20 protein-coding genes are annotated in these 18327 nt (G+C 71.9%); 6 read left to right on the forward strand and 14 right to left on the reverse strand.

Annotation, left to right across the window (positions count from 1 at the left end; all coding sequences use genetic code 11):
- Positions 1 to 98 precede the first annotated feature (98 nt).
- Positions 99 to 1121 carry a glycoside hydrolase family 11 protein gene (locus AB0E94_RS42170; protein ID WP_360338523.1) on the reverse strand — a complete coding sequence of 341 codons (1023 nt, stop codon included), beginning with the start codon at positions 1119 to 1121 and terminating at the stop codon, positions 99 to 101.
- Between the two features lie 405 nt (positions 1122 to 1526).
- Between AB0E94_RS42170 and AB0E94_RS42175 the strand changes: the two genes are divergently transcribed.
- A complete protein-coding gene (locus AB0E94_RS42175) occupies positions 1527 to 2132 on the forward strand; it encodes a sugar O-acetyltransferase (RefSeq protein ID WP_360338526.1) in 606 nt (201 codons plus the stop codon).
- Between the two features lie 107 nt (positions 2133 to 2239).
- On the opposite strand, the gene AB0E94_RS42180 is transcribed toward AB0E94_RS42175, so the two are convergent.
- Genes AB0E94_RS42180 through AB0E94_RS42205 form a run of 6 tightly spaced genes read right to left on the reverse strand, consistent with a single transcriptional unit; the run spans position 2240 to position 7273 of the window.
- The gene (locus AB0E94_RS42180) at positions 2240 to 2833 is read right to left on the reverse strand and encodes a hypothetical protein (RefSeq protein ID WP_360338529.1); all 594 of its coding nucleotides are present in this window, start codon (positions 2831 to 2833) and stop codon (positions 2240 to 2242) included.
- Positions 2830 to 4173 carry a hypothetical protein gene (locus AB0E94_RS42185; RefSeq protein WP_360338532.1) on the reverse strand — a complete coding sequence of 448 codons (1344 nt, stop codon included), beginning with the start codon at positions 4171 to 4173 and terminating at the stop codon, positions 2830 to 2832. Before AB0E94_RS42185 ends, AB0E94_RS42180 begins: the two co-directional genes overlap by 4 nt.
- Positions 4170 to 4967 carry an ABC transporter ATP-binding protein gene (locus AB0E94_RS42190; RefSeq protein WP_360338535.1) on the reverse strand — a complete coding sequence of 266 codons (798 nt, stop codon included), beginning with the start codon at positions 4965 to 4967 and terminating at the stop codon, positions 4170 to 4172. Before AB0E94_RS42190 ends, AB0E94_RS42185 begins: the two co-directional genes overlap by 4 nt.
- Positions 4968 to 4995: 28 nt before the next feature.
- Positions 4996 to 5787 carry a hypothetical protein gene (locus tag AB0E94_RS42195; RefSeq protein WP_360338538.1) on the reverse strand — a complete coding sequence of 264 codons (792 nt, stop codon included), beginning with the start codon at positions 5785 to 5787 and terminating at the stop codon, positions 4996 to 4998.
- Positions 5784 to 6335 carry an RNA polymerase sigma factor gene (locus AB0E94_RS42200; RefSeq protein ID WP_360338541.1) on the reverse strand — a complete coding sequence of 184 codons (552 nt, stop codon included), beginning with the start codon at positions 6333 to 6335 and terminating at the stop codon, positions 5784 to 5786. Before AB0E94_RS42200 ends, AB0E94_RS42195 begins: the two co-directional genes overlap by 4 nt.
- A complete protein-coding gene (locus AB0E94_RS42205) occupies positions 6332 to 7273 on the reverse strand; it encodes a LysR family transcriptional regulator (RefSeq protein ID WP_360338544.1) in 942 nt (313 codons plus the stop codon). The genes AB0E94_RS42200 and AB0E94_RS42205 overlap by 4 nt, the downstream gene beginning before the upstream one ends.
- Before the next feature lie 66 nt (positions 7274 to 7339).
- Between AB0E94_RS42205 and AB0E94_RS42210 the strand changes: the two genes are divergently transcribed.
- The 3 genes from AB0E94_RS42210 (at position 7340) to AB0E94_RS42220 (ending at position 9750) form a co-directional block, all read left to right on the forward strand.
- Entirely contained in the window at positions 7340 to 8122 is a 783-nt protein-coding gene (locus AB0E94_RS42210) for an inositol monophosphatase family protein (RefSeq protein WP_360338547.1), read from the forward strand.
- Positions 8123 to 8127: 5 nt separating this feature from the next.
- Positions 8128 to 8742 (forward strand): NAD(P)H-binding protein, encoded by a 615-nt coding sequence (locus AB0E94_RS42215; protein WP_360338550.1) that lies wholly within the window; start codon positions 8128 to 8130, stop codon positions 8740 to 8742.
- A 429-nt stretch (positions 8743 to 9171) separates the two neighbouring features.
- Positions 9172 to 9750, forward strand: a complete 579-nt coding sequence (locus AB0E94_RS42220; protein WP_360338553.1) for an N-acetyltransferase — start codon at positions 9172 to 9174, stop codon at positions 9748 to 9750.
- A 22-nt stretch (positions 9751 to 9772) separates the two neighbouring features.
- Here AB0E94_RS42220 and AB0E94_RS42225 read toward each other — a convergent pair whose 3' ends face one another.
- Positions 9773 to 10150: a DUF4267 domain-containing protein gene (locus AB0E94_RS42225; RefSeq protein ID WP_360338556.1), complete on the reverse strand. Its 378-nt coding sequence runs from the start codon at positions 10148 to 10150 to the stop codon at positions 9773 to 9775.
- A gap of 99 nt (positions 10151 to 10249) precedes the next feature.
- Here AB0E94_RS42225 and AB0E94_RS42230 point away from each other — a divergent pair, with 99 nt between their 5' ends.
- Positions 10250 to 10837, forward strand: a complete 588-nt coding sequence (locus tag AB0E94_RS42230) for a TetR/AcrR family transcriptional regulator (RefSeq protein WP_360338559.1) — start codon at positions 10250 to 10252, stop codon at positions 10835 to 10837.
- On the opposite strand, the gene AB0E94_RS42235 is transcribed toward AB0E94_RS42230, so the two are convergent.
- Positions 10813 to 11547, reverse strand: coding sequence for an SDR family oxidoreductase (locus AB0E94_RS42235; RefSeq protein ID WP_360338561.1), 735 nt, complete (start codon positions 11545 to 11547; stop codon positions 10813 to 10815). The genes AB0E94_RS42230 and AB0E94_RS42235 overlap by 25 nt on opposite strands.
- A 77-nt stretch (positions 11548 to 11624) precedes the next feature.
- On the opposite strand from AB0E94_RS42235, the gene AB0E94_RS42240 reads away from it, so the two are divergent.
- Positions 11625 to 12224 (forward strand): TetR/AcrR family transcriptional regulator, encoded by a 600-nt coding sequence (locus AB0E94_RS42240; RefSeq protein WP_360338564.1) that lies wholly within the window; start codon positions 11625 to 11627, stop codon positions 12222 to 12224.
- Positions 12225 to 12278: 54 nt separating this feature from the next.
- On the opposite strand, the gene AB0E94_RS42245 is transcribed toward AB0E94_RS42240, so the two are convergent.
- From AB0E94_RS42245 to AB0E94_RS42265, 5 genes are read right to left on the reverse strand one after another with little or no spacing between them, the layout of a single operon-like run.
- Positions 12279 to 13631: a M20/M25/M40 family metallo-hydrolase gene (locus AB0E94_RS42245; RefSeq protein ID WP_360338567.1), complete on the reverse strand. Its 1353-nt coding sequence runs from the start codon at positions 13629 to 13631 to the stop codon at positions 12279 to 12281.
- Between the two features lie 57 nt (positions 13632 to 13688).
- Positions 13689 to 14033, reverse strand: a complete 345-nt coding sequence (locus AB0E94_RS42250) for a hypothetical protein (protein WP_360338570.1) — start codon at positions 14031 to 14033, stop codon at positions 13689 to 13691.
- An 8-nt stretch (positions 14034 to 14041) separates the two neighbouring features.
- On the reverse strand, positions 14042 to 15436 hold the full coding sequence (locus AB0E94_RS42255; RefSeq protein ID WP_360338573.1) for a hypothetical protein: 1395 nt from the start codon (positions 15434 to 15436) through the stop codon (positions 14042 to 14044).
- A complete protein-coding gene (locus AB0E94_RS42260; protein WP_360338576.1) occupies positions 15433 to 17352 on the reverse strand; it encodes a GTP-binding protein in 1920 nt (639 codons plus the stop codon). The genes AB0E94_RS42255 and AB0E94_RS42260 overlap by 4 nt, the downstream gene beginning before the upstream one ends.
- 32 nt (positions 17353 to 17384) lie before the next feature.
- Positions 17385 to 18227 carry an IniB N-terminal domain-containing protein gene (locus AB0E94_RS42265; RefSeq protein WP_360338579.1) on the reverse strand — a complete coding sequence of 281 codons (843 nt, stop codon included), beginning with the start codon at positions 18225 to 18227 and terminating at the stop codon, positions 17385 to 17387.
- Between the last annotated feature and the right edge of the window lie 100 nt (positions 18228 to 18327).

The raw sequence follows: 18327 nt of genomic DNA on the forward strand, positions 1-18327 counted from the left end.
GTCTCCTTGCCTTTCGCGGGTTCTCGTGTTTTGCGCACCCCCCTCGCCTCCCGGGCGCCCCCCCGGCCCGCCCCCCGCCCCCCCCCCCACGGGGGTGTTCAGCTCGTTCGGCAGGTGACCGTCGGCCAGGTCCAGTTGCCGTTGGCCATGATGGTCACGCCGAAGTTGTTTCCGCTGCCGTTCGGCCGTGCCGTCACCGATCCGCTGGTGCCGCTCACCGACGCGTTCCAGCTGTTCTGGATGCTCTGCCCGCCGTTGAGGTTGAGCGTCACGGTCCAGTTGGTGGCGTTGCTGACCGCGACGTTCAGGTTGAACCGGTCGCCGAACTGCTCACCGGCCGACAGCACCGCCGTGCAGTTGCTGCCGCTCGGCGGCGGGCTGGTGGTGCTCGTCGGGCCGGAGCCGCTGCCCTCACGGACGGTGATGTCGGAGCTGCCGGCGCTCTGGTACCCCTCGGTCGCCATGATCTGGTACGCGAAGTTGGTCCCGAGGTTGAGCCCGGCCCGCGACCACGCGTCGAAGTGGTTGGCGATCGTGATCGTGCCGGAGCTGCGCTTCGACTGGCGGACACTCCAGAACTGGTAGAACGTCTGGGTCCCGTCGATCGACGGCGCGTTGACTCGCTGGCTGCGCAGGATGTCGTAGGTGCCGCCGTCGGTGGTGACGGTGCCCATCCGGGTGGCGCCGCTGCTCGGGTTGTAGCTGCCGAAGTTCTCGACGATGTAGTACTCGATCAGCGGGTTGCGGGTCCACCCGTACAGCGCGAGGTAGGTGTTGTTGTTGCCCGGGTTGTAGGTGCCCGAGTAGGTGACCGTGCGACGCGAGCCGGTGGCCCAGCCCTTGCCGCCGACCCAGTTGTTGGTGCTGCGGTCCCAGCTGCTGGAATACCGGCCGTCAGCGCGCAGCGTCATGCTGGCGTTGCCGCTGTCCTTCCAGAACGAGAAGTAGTACCCGTTGTGCGTCCCGGTCGTGTTCGAACTGACCGTCCGGTCCGCTTCGGCGTGCGCGGTGCCGGCGACCAGCACACCGGCGACGGCCATCACGCCGGCGCAGGCGGCGCCGAGCAGCATGCGGATGCGGCCACGTCTGTGGCGTTCGGGGCGGGGGAGTTCTGCGGTCATGGGGGTGCGCCTCCTGATGAAGGGCCGGGGAACGGCTCCACGAGGCCCGGCGGGGAGATGCCGCCCTCGTGATGGGGGATGACGACCATCGAGGCCCGTCATTGCGAGATGGTGGCCCGCCACCTGCCGCCTTGTCAACAACTTACGGAAACCACACGGAAATACCGAACATGATCTCCGATCATCCTCAAGGGCAAAAAGCCCAGGTCAAACCCTACGACAGTCGCTCGGGTACGCCGTGAGCGCGCCGCCTCGCCCAAAAGTTTCCTGGCACGGCGCCGAAACTTCCGACCGCTCCGAGTGGCGGCCAGGACCGCCAGCCGTCGCTGAGCGCGGTAAAGCCGCTCGTATTCCAGTCGTGAGCGACGGCTCGCGGTCTTCGGCTCGGGCTCTACAGTGGTGGCGATGAGTGATCACGACGAGGTGCTGGACCGGATCCGCAGCGGGCTGCTCTACACCGAATCCGAGGCGTCGTTCCAGAACCCGCTCCGGCGCGCGGACCTGATCTTCGAATACAACAGCACCCGCCCCGGCGACGAGACAGCGCGGCGGGCCCTGTTGGAACGCATCCTGGGTTCGGTCGGCGCCCGGACCGTGCTGCTGTCGCCGTTCCACGCCGGGTTCGGCAGCAACGTGCACATCGGCGACGACTTCTTCGGCAACGTCAACCTGACGTTCGTCGACGACGTCGAGATCCGCATCGGCGACGGCGTCATGATCGCGCCCGGCGTCACCCTGACCACCACCGGCCACCCGATCCACCCGGACCTGCGCGAGGACTTCCGGCGCTTCTCCGAACCGATCGTGATCGAGGACAAGGTGTGGATCGGCAGCAACGTCGTCGTCCTGCCGGGCGTCCGGATCGGCTACGGCTCGGTCATCGGCGCCGGCAGCGTGGTCAGCCGCGACATCCCACCGATGTCGGTCGCCGTCGGTGTCCCGTGCCGGGTGGTCCGTCCGATCACCGACGACGACCTGACCACCCGGGCGGCGCCCAAAAGCGCCGGCTAGAGAGGGTCGAGACCGCGAGCCGTCGCTCACCACTGGAATGCGGGCGGTTTTACCGTGCTCAGCGACGGCCGGTGGGGTGTCCGCGGGGCCTGGCGGCGCCGGGCGGATCAGCCCGGGTTGCGCAGCGCCGGGCCCCGCAGCGCGTAGACGGCCAGCCCGGCGATCGCGGCGACGGCTGCGGTGACCGCTGCGGCGTGGCTGTCGGGCGGCTGGGACGGCCAGGTCAGGATGCGGCCCGCCACGGAATCGCCGGCGAACGGGAACATCAGCGCCGGCAGGGTCCAGGCCAGGGGCACGAACCAGGACCGGGCCGCACCCAGCGTCGCCGCGCCCACCGCGGTCAGGCCGAGCAGGCCGGCCGTGTCCCGTACCACCATGGTGGCCGGACCGAACCGGGCGCCGGTCGGCAGCGTAGCCAGCACCAGGCCGGTGATCAGCGCGAACGCGACGAGCAGATGGACGGCCCGCAGCGGCGGCCACCGGCGGGCGCCGGTGCGTTCCAGCGCGTCGTCGGGGCCGCCGAGGGTGTGCGCCGACGACGCGGCCAGCAGCAGCACCAGCAGCACGACCATCGTGGGGTCGGCGTCGGGAACCGCCGAGAACGCGGCCACCACCGACCACATCAGCAGCGTGCCGCCGGCCGCCGCGACCAGCGCCGCCGGCACCCGCCGCGACCGCAGATGCAGCGCCAAATACCTCACCGGGTGTCCCCGTCCAGCAGGCCGCGCGCGTCGACGCACTCCAGGGCCGCCCGGCGGACCGCCTCCACCCGGGCCAGCGCCTCCGCCTCCGGCAGCGTGCGCAGCCTCTCCCACAGCCGGGTCGCCACGACGTCGTCGCCGGGTGGGGGAGTCTCGCCCGGCCCGACCACGTAGGTCCCGGCATTCGGGTCGGGCCTCGGCTGCCGCCCGGACAGCCACGCGCCCGCCGCCATCCCGGTCGCCACGTCGAACCCGTTCGGGCAGCCGGCGGCACTCGCCCCGCCCGAGTCCAGCATCCGGTCCAGCAGGAACTCCGGGTGCTTCAGGTGGCCGTCGTCGCCGACCTCCACGTCGAACGGCACGGTGTCCGCGCCGTACCTGACGATGGTGCTCTCGTCGAGGTAGGTGTTGGTGTTCTCCACGACCGAGGTCGGCGGGTCCGGCAGCTTCGCCAGCAGGGCCAGCGCCTGCCGGGCGTGCGGGGTGACCTCGTCCAGCAGCCCGGCGTGCGCCCGTGCCACACACACCCGGGGCGTGTCGGCGGTACACACCGGCTGCTGCGCGACCGGGTCGATGGTCACCCGGTCGTAGTCATGCGGCATCACCGTGACGGCGAGCGCGAGGCCCAGCACGATCGGCAGGAACGCTGCGGTACGCGTACGCCATCGGCTCGTGGCCAGCAGGATCGCAGCCGCCACCGCGACGCCTGCCGCAAGGATCGCCTGCGCCGCGCTGACCCGGCCCGGAATCGTCTGGTACTCGATGAACTGGTTCATCCCCCAGGCCGGTGAGGCGAGCGTGGACTGCCAGTCCTCGTGGAACGCCAGCGGGACCGAGAGGATCGCCGCGAAACCGGCCACCGCCAGCACCGGCGCCGTCACCGGGGTGGACGCCAGCCGGCCCAGGGCCGTGCCGAGCCACGCCGACGCGATCACCGCGAGCACGCCGACCCCGGCCGCGGCGATCGCCTCGCCGGGCAGGTAGCGGGCCGTCGAGGCGATCCACGCCCCGGTCACCACCAGCACCGCGACCTGCGCGAGTCCCACCGCGCCGCCGACCGCGGCCAGCGTCAGCAGGACCCGCTGGTGACGGGGACGCGGCGTGGCCGCGAACAACTCGGCCACCTTCGCCCGGTGCTCGCGGCGGGCCAGCCAGGCGCCGACGCCGATCGCCACCGGGCAGGACAGCATGAGGTACGTGCGCTGGCTCATCACCAGCGACATCCACCCGGGCGACCACTCCCAGCGGACGGTGTACAGCAGGCCCGCCCCGGCCAGCAGCAGCACGGTGGCCCCCGGCAGGCCGAAACGGCGGAACTGCACCGCGAACGCCCGGCTCATGCGGCGGCCCCGCGGTGGCGGCGCAGCAGCGCGGAATAGCCCCGCTCGGCCGGACTGAACCCGGCGTCGCCCTCCTCGCCGTGCGCCATCAGCGCTTCCGGGGAACCCTGGAAGACCAGCTTCCCCTCGTTCACCAGCACCACGTCGGTGCAGGCGGCGACCACGTCCTCGACCAGGTGGGTGGAGACCAGCACACAACTGTCGACCCCGACGTCCTGGAGCAGCTCCCGGAAGTCGAGGCGCTGCTCCGGGTCGAGACCCACGGTCGGCTCGTCGAGCAGCAGCACCTGCGGGTCGTTCACGATGGCCTGCGCGATCCCGGCCCGGCGGACCATGCCACCGGACAGTGTCTTCATCTTCGCGTCCGCCTTCGCGGTCAGGCCCACCCGCTCGATCGCCCGCTGCGCCGCCGCCGGAACCGCCCGCTTCGGCATCTCCTTGAGCCAGGCCATGTACTCGACGAACTCCCGCACCGTGAACCGTGGATAGAACCCGAACTCCTGCGGCAGGTAACCCAGCCCGCGCCGCACCCGTCGCAGGTCGGCCCGGCTGCCGACCGGCTCGCCCAGCAGGGTCAGCTGTCCGCCGGACGGTTTCAGCACGGTCGCCAGCGCCCGCATCAGCGTGGTCTTGCCGGCGCCGTTCGGGCCGAGCAGGCCGTGCACTCCCGTCTGCAGCCGCAGGTCGAGGCCGTCGACGGCCAGGTGCCGGCCGGCCCGTACCTGCAACTGCTCGGCATGGATCGCCCACGCGTAGGTGGCCGGGGCGGTCTCGGCCGCGCTCATCGTTCGCATCTCACTCCTGTCTCGCTTGCCAGGTTTGTCAGTTGCCGCTGGTCAGGCGGCGGAAGCGGTCGGCTCGGGCGACGGTGAAACCGGCTGCCGCGACGGCGGCGACGGCCCAGGCCGCGGTGCCGCCGGGTTGCAGCAGCGCGGGCACCTGTGCGGTCGCCAGGCTGGGAGCCACGACCGCCACCGCCCACATCGCGGCCAGCCCGGCCGCCGCCCGCCGCACCCCGATCACCGTGCCCAGCGCGATCGACGCCGCGGTGAACGCCAGACAGGGCGTGAGCAGCACCGCCATCGGCGCCCCGGTGCGGGCGCCGGCCACCGCGAGCACCGGGATCACGACCGCCAGCACCACCGCGGTACAGCGCAGCAGCATGCCGAGCCCGGCCCGTGGGGTGCCGGCGACCACCTCCCAGGCCGGGTCGGTGCGCCGGTTCCACGACACCGCCACCCCGGGCAGCGGCGCGACCGGGGCGAGCAGCAGCACCAGGGAGGGCAGGTCCGGGTACAGGCCGTGCAGCAGAGCAGCGCACCCGAGCACGGCTGCGGTCATCGTCAGCCACGGCGCGAGCGTCACCTCGAACCGGCGGCGGCTCACCCGCCGGCGTGGCGTGGGCGCCGGCCCGGTGGCGATGCCCCGGTCGACCCCGGCCGAGACCAGCGCGAGCAGCTCGTGGACGTCGTCCGGGGTGTGTTCGGCCAGTCGCGCCCGGCAGTCCGCACACGACTCCAGATGTGACTCCACCGACCAGACGCTCGCCTCGTCGAGACCGGGGTCGCCGTCCGCGTACCGGGCCAGCACGGCGACATCAGGATGCAGGTTCACGACAGCGCCTCCCGCAGCGCGATCCGGGCCCGCCGGGCCCGCGACTTGACGGTGCCCTCCGGCACGTTCAGCAGCACCGCGGTGTCCCGCGCGGACAGCCCGTCGAGCACCATGGCCCGCAGCACCTGCCGGACCTCGGGCGGCAGCCGCAGCAGCGCCTGCTCCAGGTCCTGCCCGACCCGCCCGGCCATCACCTCGTCCTCGGCGGCCGGCGCCACCGTCTCGGCTGTCGGCACGGCCGGAACCTGCGCCTGCCGCGCCCGCCGCCGGAACGCGTCGACCATCCGGTTGGCCGCGATCGTCCACAGCCAGCCGACCGCGCTGCCCTCGGTCGCCGAACCGGCGAAACTCCCGGCCGCCCGCCACACCGCGAGATACGTCTCCTGCATCACGTCGGCCACCACGTCGGCGTCCGAACACCGCCGCCGCAGCCGCACGGCAAGCCAGGGCGACGTCCGCCGGTACAGCTCGTCGAACGCCCGCCGATCCCCGGCCGCCGTGCGGCGGACGAGTTCTTCCTCGTCAGCCGCGTCCAGACTCTCTCTCACGCCCTGATAGACGACCGGAACCCCACCAACGGATCTCCCTGGACTGTGATGCAGGCCACTATCGCGGCCCGCACGCGGGAGCGCAGCCAGGTGTGGGCCGGGTCGGTGTCGTAGCGCTGGTGCCAGCCGCAGACGATCGGCGGATCCGGCACGGTCAGCGGCAGCGGTACGGTGACCAGCGCGAACGCCGAAGCCAGCGGATGCACGGCCAGCAGCGGGGCGGTCAGGGCGGCGTCGCTTCGCGACACGATGTGTGCGGCGGTCGCGGTCGCGCCCACCGTCGCCAGCACCCGGCGGCGCAGCCCGTGCGACTCCAGGACGCCGTCGACCGGATCGGTCAGGCGGCCCCGCCGCGACACCAGCACATGCGGCAGAGCCGCAAAACCTTCGAGATCAATCCCTTGGGCGTACGGATGACCGGCTCGCAGAACCACCACGAACCGATCGTGGCCCACCACCTCGTGCCGGATCTCCGGCAGCGCCGGCACCGCCGAGCCGATCTCCAGGTCCACCCGGCCGTGCCGCAGCTCGTCGGTGTCGACGGCCGCCTCGGCCAGGAACCGCAGCCGCACACCCGGCGCCGCAGCTGTGACATCGGCGAGCAGGGCCGGGGCGAGCGCGGTCGCCAGCGCGTCGTGGCACTGGAGGGTGAACACCCGGTCCAGCCCGGCCAGGTCCAGCTCGCGGCTCGGCGCCAGCACCTGCCGGCTCTGCCGCAGCAGGTCACCGACCTGGTCGCGGACGGCCAGCGCGTACGGCGTCGGGGTCATCGTGCGCCCGGTGCGGACCAGGATGTCGTCACCGGTCAGCCGTCGCAACCGGCCGAGGCTGCGACTGACCGCGGGGGAGGAGAGCCGCAGCCGCTGGGCGGCACCGGTGACGCTGCCCTCCTGGAGCAGGGCATCCAGCACCGTGAGCAGGTTCAAGTCCAATTGCACGACGGTAAACTCTAGCCTAACGACGTTGCACTGGACTTAATCCACTCTGCGTCACAGAGTCGAGTCATGAGCAGCGAAGAGCAACTACTGACCGTCGTCACCGCAGCCGTCCGGACCGCCGCGAACCTCGTCACCCGCCCGGCCACGACGCCGACGACCATGCCTGAGCTCGCCGCCGCGCTGGCCGCCAACGACGACGCCGTCTCCGCCGCGCTGCGACCGGTTCTGATCGGGGCGCTGCCAGGTTCGCAGTGGACGTCCGACGAGCACGGCTCCGGGCCGATGCCGGACGGCGACTGGTGGGTGGTCGACCCGGTCGGCGGCAACATGAACGCCGTCCAGGGCATGCCCGACTGGAACATCGGGGTCAGCCTGGTCCGCGATGGACGGCCGGTGCTCGCCGTCCTGCACATGCCGGTCGCCGGGGAGACGTTCACCGCGATCGCCGGGCAGGGGGCCACTGCGGACGGCGTACCGCTGAAGGTTTCGGCCAAGACCGATCTCACGCTCGCGCTGACCGGAACCGGTCAGGCCCGGCCGGGCCGCGAAGCAGACCGGGCCGACCGCGCCGGCGTCGCCGTCGCGGCGATGATGCGCAACGCGCTGTACGTGCGGGCGTCGGTCCCGGTCGGGCACCAGCTGGCGCAGGTCGCGGCCGGGCGGATGGACGTGCACTGGCAGTTCGACAATCTGCGGTCACACATCGCGCCGGTGCTGATCGTCCAGGAGTCGGGCGGGGTGGTCACCGACTTCGACGGCAAACCGTGGGCGGTCACCAGCGACGGCTACCTGGCGGCGGCGCCCGGAGTGCACGCGGCCGCGCTCGACGTGCTGCGTGCGGTGCGGTGAACGGGATGGAGATCACCGTCCTCGGGGCATCCGGCGCGACCGGGCTCGAACTGGCCCGGCAGGCCCTCGACCGCGGGCACACGGTCGTCGCGATCGCCCGTGACCCGCGCCGGATCGCCCTGCCGGAATCGGCGCGCCTCGTCCGTACCAGAGCAGATGTCTTTGACCCGGACGGCATTGCCGTCGCTCTCCGTGACCGGGAGGTGATCGTCTCCGGCCTCGGCGTCGCCAAGGGTGACCAGCCGGGCGTGCTGGCCGCCGGAGCGCGGGCCGTCGCCGCCGCCGGGCCCGGCCGGATCGTGTGGCTCGGCGCGTTCGGCACCGGGCCGTCCGCGGCGGCGGCCGGGGCACTGACCCGCACGCTGCTGAAACTGCTGCCGGACCGGGCCGACAAGGAGGCCGCCGACGCTCTCGTGCGGGCCGCCGGCGGAACCGTCTTCCACGCCGGGCCCCTCGCCGACGGCCCGCCCGGACCGGCCCGGCGGACCGTCGGCCTGGACGCGGCCCCACGACAGCTGTTCCCGTCCCGCGTCACCCGGGCCACCGTGGCCGCCGCGATGCTCGACGAGGCCGAGAACCCGGCCCACCGCGGCGGGATCGCCCTCCCACTGCAACGCTGAGCAGCCGGGCCACGGCCGTTCGGTGGGCAACCGTTCGATCCCGCGTCGTGCGTTGACCGCCCGCGGACCCCGGTCAAGACCGCGAGCCGTCGCTCAGCCGCCTTTCGCACCCGCGATTCCCGTGTTGAGCGACGGCCGGATCGACCGGCTGTCGCTCAGCGAGGTTTCGGGAGGGGAATTCCAGGGCTCCCCGCCGGTCCGGTCCCAGCGGGCCAGGCCGATCATGAACCCGTACGAGCGGGTGCAGTCACCGTTGGACTGCCAGCCGGTCCAGATGTTGCCGTGCCGGTCAGTGACGAGGTGCCCGATGTCGTCACCCGCATGGAGCGCCGCTCGAACCTAGTGACCATGGACCTTTCGGGGCGTCATGGCCCCATCGTCGCACTTATTCGGTTGGCGTCCGGAATGCGGGTCGTTACGGTCCGGCCCATGGACATTCGCATCGAAGAGGACCGCGACCATCCGGCGGTACGTGAAGTGCAGCGGACCGCTTTCGGGGGTTCGCACGGCGACACCGTGGCCCGGCTCGTGGACGCGCTGCGGCGCGACGATCCGTCCGTGTTGTCGCTGGTGGCCGAGGAGCAGGGCGAGGTCGTCGGGCATGTCATGTTCAGCCGGGCGCTGGTCGACGCCCCGCGGCGGCTGGTGCGGGTGCGGACGCTGAGCCCGCTCGCGGTCGCCCCGGGACGGCAGCGCACGGGCATCGGCGGCGCCCTCGTGCGGGCCGGTCTGCGGCGGCTCGACGAGCTCGGTGTCCCGCTGGTGTTCCTGGAGGGCGACCCGGCCTACTACTCCCGGTTCGGGTTCGAGGCGGCCGGCGGGCACGGTTTCCTCAAGCCGTCGGTGCGGGTCACCGACGGGGGCTTCCAGGTGGTCCGGCTGCCGGCTTTCGAGCCGTGGATGACCGGTGCCTTCGTCTACTCCGACACGTTCTGGGAGCACGACTGTGTCGGTCTGCGCGATCCGGAACCCGAGGTCACGACCAGTATCGCGACATCAGATCGTTGACCCGGCCGGGCTGGTCATCGTCTCAACCGAGGAGCAGGATCGCGGTGGCCACCAGCATCACCGCGGCGGTGGAGGCGTGCACGCCGTAGGCGATCGCCTTGGGGCCGTTGCTGCGTAGCACGATGAGCGCGTCCCCGGCCGGGATGCCGGTGGCGGCCAGCATGAACCAGCCGAGCAGGTGCGGAGTCGCGCCGGCCATCAGGATGAACGTGAAGATGCCGGCGGCGATGTCGCGCACCGCCTTGACCCGCAGCCAGGACCGGAAGGCGGGATCGCCGACCGGCGTGCCGGGGATGCCGAACCCGGCCGCGGCGCGGGGCGTCCGGAGCCCGTTGAGGCCGATGACGAAGATGCCGGCGCCGACCAGTCCGGTGAGCACGTAGGCGACGGTGAGAAGCATGGGGTGGTCCCTCCGAAGACGCGAAACTAGCGTTGCTAGAACTGCTAGCGACGTTAGGCTATCGACGCAAGCAAGTCTAGCGCTGCTAGGATTCGGCACATGTCCGCCACCAGCGAGCGTCGTGAGCGCGAACGCGCCCAGCGCCACCAGATGATCATCGGGGCCGCGCGGGAGCTCGCCGAGACCGAGGGCTGGGAGGCGGTGACCACGCGGCGGCTCGCCGAGCGGGTCGAGTACAGCCAGCCCGTGCTCTACAGCCACTTCACGGGCAAGGACGCCATCGTCGGGGCGGTCGCCCTGGACGGGTTCGCTGAGCTGGCCGATCACCTGCGCCGGGCGCGGCTGGCGGCTCCCGGGCCGGCGCTGCGGGCCGTCGGCGCCGCCTACCTGGAGTTCGCGACCGCACGCCCGGCGCTGTATCAGGCCATGTTCGTCCTGCCGACCGACCTGAAGTTCGCCAGCGACGACACGCCGGCGCCGATGCGGGCCTGCTTCGACGAGTTCGTCGCCTGTTTCCGGGCCGGCGACGAGCAGAGCGGGCTCGCCGCCGAGGTCACCTGGAGCGCGCTGCACGGCATGGCCGTCCTGTCCGGCAGCGGCCGCATCCCCGGCGCCTGGCAGCGGGAGCGCCTGGACCTGCTGGTCAGCCGGTTCGCCGACGATCAGGCCGCACCTCCGTTGGCGTAGAGGACCTGGCCGTTCACCCACCGGCCGGGGCCTGCCAGGAACGCGGTGACCTCGGCGATGTCCTCCGGGGTGCCCAGGCGCTGCATCGGGTTCAGGCTCGCGATGTGCTCGACCACCTGCTCGCTCTTGCCCTCGAAGAACAGCGGCGTGGCGGTCGGGCCGGGCGCCACCGTGTTCGCGGTGATGTCACGGCCGCGCAGCTCGCGGGCCAGGATCAGGGTCATCGCCTCGACCGCGCCCTTCGAGGCGGCGTACGCGCCATAGGTCGGCATCTGCAGCCGGGTCACCGACGTGGAGAAGTTGATGATCGCCCCGCCCGCGCGGACCTGCCGGGCGGCGAGCTGGCTGATGACGAAGGTGCCGCGCACGTTCGTACGCTGAATGCGGTCGAAGGTGTCCAGATCCATCTCGGCGATCGGCGCGAGCGGCATGATCCCGGCCGTGTGGGCGATCACGTCGACGCCGCCGAACGTGTCGGTGGCGTGCTGGAACAGGCCCGCCATCGCCTCCGGGTCGGCCACGTCGCCGCCGAACGCACTGGCCCGGCCGCCCGCTGCGACGATCGCCTTGACCGCCTCCTCGGCCTTGGCCGCGTTGCCGCTGTAGTGCACGACCACAGCCATGCCGTCGGCGGCCAGGCGCTCGGCGACGGCCCGGCCGATGCCGCCGGATCCGCCGGTCACGATGGCGACGCGGGTGTTCTCAGTCATCACGACTCCCAGTTATATGAACGCTTGGTCCATATAAAGTATCGCGATAAAAACAGGTTGTCCACTAATGTGGCGGCGTGACGTCGGAAACCCCACCCCGCCGAGGCCGCGGCCGCCGGCCCGCCGCCGAAGTCCGCGCCGGTGTCCTGCGGGCCGCCGCCGACCTGCTGCTCGACGAGGGGATCAAGGCGGTCACCTTCGACCGGGTCGCGGCGGCGGCCGGATCCAGCAAGGTCACGCTCTACAAATGGTGGCCGTCAGCCGGCGCCCTCGCCGCCGAGGCCTACTTCACCCACAGTGAACACCAGCTCGAGTTCCCGGACACCGGTGACCTGCGCGCCGACCTGACCGCGCAGATGCGCGCGTTCGTCCGGCTGCTCACCCAGGGTGGCGCCGGGCCTGTCATCGCCGGGCTCATCGGCGTCGCCCAGACCGACCCGGAACTGTCCGCCGCCTTCTCCCGGCACTACTCCGGGCCTCGCCGGGCACTCGCGCTGGCCACCTTCGAGAAGGCGCGCGACCGCGGCGAACTCCGGCCCGGCCTCGACCTCGGCATGCTCGTCGACCAGTTGTGGGGCGCCTGCTACCACCGCCTGCTCATCCCGGACGAGCCGCTGACCGAACAGTTCGCGATCGCCCTGGTCGACAACGCCCTGGACGGCGCCCGGCCCCGCTGAGAGCACGGCACCCGGCCGGGCCGAGAGCACGGCGCCCGGCCCCGCTGAGAGCGGTCAGCTCGACGGCTTCGGGGCGGCGGCCGGGCTTCGGTGGCCTGTGGTGTCGACTGCTCGTACGCCGAAGAAGACGTTGTCCTTGGAAAGGTCGATGGTCACCGTGCCGACCTTGCCCACCGGCAGGGAATGCTGCCAGTCGGAGGCGGTCGTCTCGCGCCACACCACCTCGTAACCGGCCAGGTCCGGCTCCGTGCCCAGCTGCCAGCGCAGCGTGGTCGCGTTGGTGAGCTGCGTGGTGTCGATGACCACGCCCTTCGGGGTGCCCGGGGCCTGCGCCAGCGACCACAGGGCGGACGCGTTCACCCGGGCCACCCGGGCGATGTATCCGAAGTCGCAGAACTCCGGGAGGTCGCCGAACTGGACGCCGTTCTCCACCCGTACATCCTGGTGCTCGTGATTGAAGTTCTCCCGCGGCTCGGTGAAACGCGCCGCCGGATAGCCGCGCAGCAGGAACGAGATGTGGTCGCTGCCGCGCAGGTAGCGGTCGCGGCGCCAGACCACCCGGACGTTCATGTCGTCCGGTTCGACGTCCTTGACGAAACGGCCCAGCTGCCGGGACGGGCCGTCGTTCTCGCCGCCGGTGCTCTTGCGGGTGTTCGCCTCGGCGGCCGTCTCCGAGGTGGGCACCCCCTCGACGAACAGGCGGACGGTACGCGGGTCGTTGCGGGTGCCGTCGTGGGCGTTCCCGGTGCCGACGATGTCGTTGCTGAACATGGCCTGGATGTCGGCGCCGGCGTCCTTGTACTGCTGGGCCATGTGGTCGGAGCCGTAGAGGCCCTGCTCCTCGCCGGCGACCGCGGCGAACACCAGCGTCGACTCCGGTTCGCGGGTGGCCAGCACCCGGGCCAGTTCCATGATCACGGCCACCCCTGACGCGTCGTCGTCGGCGCCGGGGGCGTCCTTCACCGCGTCCATCACGTCGGTGACCCGCGAGTCGTAGTGGCCGGTCACCACGTAGATCCGCTCGGGCGTGACGCTCCCGCGCAGGGTGGCGACGACGTTGGTGATCCGGGTCGGCACCGGCACCCGCGGCGAGACCGGCTGGATGAACGACTGGAGCTCGACGGTCATCCGGCCGCTGCTGGCCGCGGCGTACCTCGTCAGCTCGGCGAAGATCCAGTCACGGGCGGCGCCGATGCCACGGACCGGATCGTCCTGGACCGACAGGGTGTGCCGGGTGCCGAACGAGACCAGCTTGCGGACGATCGCCTCGATCCGGGCCGGATCGATCTCCTTGAGGATCCTGCGTAGTTCCCGGTCGGGTGCCGCGGCTCGGGCCGGAGCGGCGGAAGCGGCGACACCGGCGGCTGTCGCCGCGCCCGCCACCAGAAAAGTGCGCCTCGTGGACATGCGCCCCACTCTGCTCCACGAGGCCGCACATGTCCACGATCATCGATATATTGCGGATCAGACCCCGGTCGCCTTGATGAAGTAGACGATGAACGCGGTGAACACACCCCACACCAGCACGGTGTAGGCGGCCAGGACCGCGACGACCCGCGTCGTGGCCGGTGCCGTCCCGGCGCGCTGCAGGACCGCGACCGCGGCGTTCGGCGTCCAGCCCAGCAGCAAGGAGACGACCGTGGCGACCAGGGCGTAGCTGATCCGGTGTCCCGGGTCCCGGCACGAGTCGCTGAAACAGGCCAGCGACGCCATCGCCATGAAGACGAAGTAGAGCATCGGCAGCAGCACGACGACGCGGGCGACCCAGTAGACCACGGTCGCCCTGGTGGAGCGGGGGAACCAGGACATGGCGGTGATCATTGCATGGACTCGTCGCCGGCCAGCATCGCCTCGCAACTGCGCAGCACCACCGCCGCGGCACGACGCTGGGCCGGGGTGCGTTCACCGGAACCGGCCTCCCGGCGCCAGCGTTCGGCGCAGTCCTCGGCCACCGCCCAGATGTCGTCCACAGTGGCCTCCGTCGGCAGGCCCAGCCGCTCACCCAGGCTGGTCCCGGCGCCGCCGAGTAGCCGTACCGCCTCCTTGGCCTTGTCGGCCGGAACTGTCACCCGCCCGGACCGCAACGCCGACAGCAACCGCATCTCGGCGAAATCATGCGCCCCGGCCAGCAGCAGCTCCAGCTCGGCGAGCAGGTGCCCGGACGGCGGCAGCCGTTCGGTACGCAGCAGATGGTCCAGCACGATCAGCGCCGACCGGGCCTTGAGCGCCGGCCGCCGGGCCACGAACAGCTCCGCCACCGTCGCCTGGAGATCCTTGAGCCCGCTGTAGTCCTGCAACCGTTCGCCCAGCGCCGACGTGGTCGCCGAACCGGTGCGCAGCAGCGCCAGCGCCAGCCGGATGCCACCCAGCCCGAACCGTTGCAGCAGCTCCAGCCGTGCCCGTGCGTCGACGACGGGCAGCGCCCCGGCCGCGGTGAACCGGTCGGTCGACAACAGGAACGGATCCGATTCGGTACGCGGAAGCGCCGCGATCGCCGACAGCGCCCGCACCTCGTCGTCGCGCAGGGTCCGCGCCGCGTGCCCGATCAGCGGAGACACCGCCACCACGTCCTGGCAGAGCGCCCCGATCGCCGGCTCCTTACGCCGTCGCCGGGCGATCCGCCGGGCCTCGAGGAGCCCGTCCGGTAACCCGTCGCCGTGCATGTCCGCCTTGGTCAGCACCACCATCGCGTGCACCGGCGACACCGACGGCCCGCGCAGCCCCCGCCCGGCCCGCAGGAAGTCCAGGTCCGGCTCCCCGATCCGCGGCGTGAGCCACAGCACCGCGTCCGCCTCGGTCAGCACCTGACCGGCCGGCGCGGACGACCCGGTGTCGATCAGCTCGGTCTTGCGCAGCACCCGGCTCGGCCACTGCACCACGGCTCGCGGCGCAGCCGAGTCCAGCCGCAACCCGTGCGCGGTCCGGGCCACCGGCACCTCATAGGGCCGGCCGTGCTCCGGATGACTCCAGGCGCGTAGCTCGGTACCGTCCCGGTAGGTCACGAACCCGGCCTGCTCGACAGGTGCCACGTCCTCGCCGACCAGCGCGTTGACCAGGGTCGACTTTCCGGTCCGGGCGGCACCGGCGACGGCCAGCCGCAGCGGTCCGGCGAACCGCTCCAGGGCGAGGCGCAGGCGCGGGTGGCCGCGGTATGCCTGCGCGGCCCGCTGGAGCAGGTCGTGCGTACGCCCTTCCAGGTCTTCGCCGATCACGCCCGCGCCCGATCCGTCAGGGCCTGTGCCTGGGTGTGCAACTCGGCCAGCCGGGTCAGTTCCTCCCGCAGCCGCCGGCCGTGCGCCTCCCGTACGGCCGCGTCCCGGTCGGCGGCGGCCTTGGCGTTGCGCAGCGACTCCATGGTCTCCTCCTGGAGATCCTCGGTGACCGCCGTGAAGTGGTCGCGCAACGCCCGCTGGGCCCGCCGGACACTGTCCCGGGCATCCTTGTTGAGCTTGGTGAAGATGTCGTCGACGTGCTGCCGGACCGCGTTGCGGGCCTCGGTCTGCCGCCGTTTCAGCAGCGTCTTGCTCTCGTCCCGGACACTCTTGCCACCGAACAGCGCGCCACCGCCGATCGAGATCGGGTTGATCAGCGACATCCCGGCCAGGCTGGTGGCCAGACCGAACATCACCACCCCGCCGTACGAGCCACGCAGCCCGATGAACAGCTTCTGACCCGGAGTGAACGTCGCGACCGGCGGCGCGTCGAGAGCCGACACACCCTGGAGCACCCCGCCGTCGGTGACCGCCAGCGCCGTCGGCGGCAGCACGTCACCGGCTTCCGGCGGGAACATGTCAGCGGTCCGCCGGGCCATCCACTCGGTGCGCTCGGCCAGCCAGGTCATGCTCGTCGTCGCCATCTCCTGCAGCGAGTCGCGCAGCCACGGCTCGAACTCGTCCCAGCTCTTGGCCGGGTCGTTCTCGGTGAAGAACTCGTCGGCCTCGGCGAGCAGCGCCTTCACCCGCTCCCGCAGATCGTGCTCGATGTCCGACATCAGGTCGCCGACCTCGTCGGACAGCCGGTTCTGCCAGCGGACCGTACATTTGCGCAGGTCGTCGAGGCGCCGATGGGTCGCCTGGAGATGCGCCGCGGCGTCCGACGACCCGCCGTCGCCCTGGTTGTCCAGCTCGGCGCGCAGCGGCACGGCCAGTTCCTGCAACACGATCCGGGTCAGCGCCCCGGCGGTCGCCCGGGCCAGCCGGTCGGGCTTCGCCTCGACCATTTTCCGCAGATGTACGAGCAGGTCAGCGAACCCGGACTCCCGGTTCAGAGCGTCGTCTCCGGTACGGACCGCGTGCAGCCGCAACGACGACGACACCGCCGCGACCGCCGCCGGAATCCCGGCCCGGTTCAGCCGCAGCCGGCTCTCGGCCAGGTCCCGGCGCCAGTCGGCGGCATAGTCGGCCTTGGTCAGCACCACCAGCAGACCGGGGAAACTCTGGCTCAACGCGGACAGGACGGCCAGCTCGTCATCGGCGAGCTGCCGTCCCGTCTCACACGTCCACACCACCAGGTCGGCGCCGGCCCGGTCGGCCAGATCCGGCGCGGCGGCCGCCACCGACAGCGCCGGAGCGTCGATCAGCACCAGGCCGCCGGCCAGCAACGACCGCGGCACCCCGATGTCGACGTGCGCCGGAGCACCCGCCGGCAGCGTCGCCGCGGCCTCGGCCAGTGACGCCCCGAGCCGTTCGGCGACCAGCGGGATCCGCGACTGCAACCCGACCGCGGCCGTCCAGTCGGCATCCGGGGTGTCCCGCCGGATCAGGTGCGCGACAGGCGTGTCGGCGTGCCGGACCACGGTCGGCACCCCCGCCTCGGTGTCCGGCAGCACACCGCACACCGACGCGTTGACCAGCGCGTTGATCAATCGGCTGCGGCCCTGCTGCGGCGGCCCGGTCACCAGCACCCGCAACTGCGGATGCAGCAGCCGGGCCCGCCGGCGGGCCAGCCGTTCGGCGAGGTCGGCCCGGCCGTGCGCCTGGCAGGTCCGGATCACCGCGTCCATGGTGTCCATCCACCACGGATCAGCGCTGACCGCGGCGCCGCGCAGCGGGTCGGGCGCCTGCCGGGGATGCGGGATCAGGGAAGCGGGACCCGTCTGTGCCGTCGTCCCGGCTTCCCAGCTCGTCATCCGCGTCCGTCAGCCTCTCGTCATGGTGCCGCCTACAGGATGCCGAACACCTCGCCGTGCGCGTCCGGCTGCTCGGCGACCTGGTCTCCGCCGGAGAGCAGCCCGCCGGTCAGGCCACCGGTCAGCCCGTGCAGGGTGCCGCCGACACCGGAGACCGTACCGGTCACGGTGTCGCCGAGCCCGTCGACGACGTCGAGGGACGTGACGCCGCTGAGGTCCGGCTGGATCAGCGATCCGATCGAAGAGGTTGCCTCGTGAACCCCGGCGACGTCAAGCAATCCGGAACCGACCGGCTCAACCACGGACGGAACGTGCGTAACCGTGTCGAGCACCCCGCCGACGTCACCGGTCAGGCCACTGGTCAGGTCACCGGTCAGGCCGGCGTCGTAGGGGACCGGCTCCGAGACGAACGTGGACGACGTGACGGCGCTGTGCACCGCGCTGTCGACGACGAGGTCCGGGTCGTGGTCGGCGGACAGCCCGCCGACGGTCAGCGACGTGCCGGCGCCCACCCCCACGTTCACGTCCAGGGCGTCCAGGCCCAGCACGCTCACGTTCACGCTGCTGGACGCGTTGACCTCGGCCAGCGGGTCGTGGGTGACCTGCGCCGCGATCGCCTGCAGCTGCGCCACCGCGCCCGCCACGTCCAGGCTGGCCACCCCGGTGGTCAGGTCGTCCAGCCCGTCCGGGCCGGTCAGCCCGGTCACCGGCGCCGAGTCGAGCACCAGCGGCAGCACCTGCTGCACGTCGGTGGCGGTGATGTCGTCCAGCCCGGCGTGCCGCAGGGTCGCCTCCGGGTCCAGTTCGAACGCCGACCGGGCGGCCGGGTCGTAGATCAGGTTGAGAACGAAGTCCTGCAGGGTGGGCGAAGTCATGGCGAGCTCCTAGACGCTGATGTGCAGTGACGCTGATGCGGATCGAACGGCGCGGGCCCGGCGCCGAGAAGAAACCTACGGACGGGTACGCCCCCGGGCA

This window comes from Actinoplanes sp. NPDC026670 (genome assembly GCF_040638175.1).
Taxonomy (GTDB): Bacteria; Actinomycetota; Actinomycetes; order Mycobacteriales; family Micromonosporaceae; genus Actinoplanes.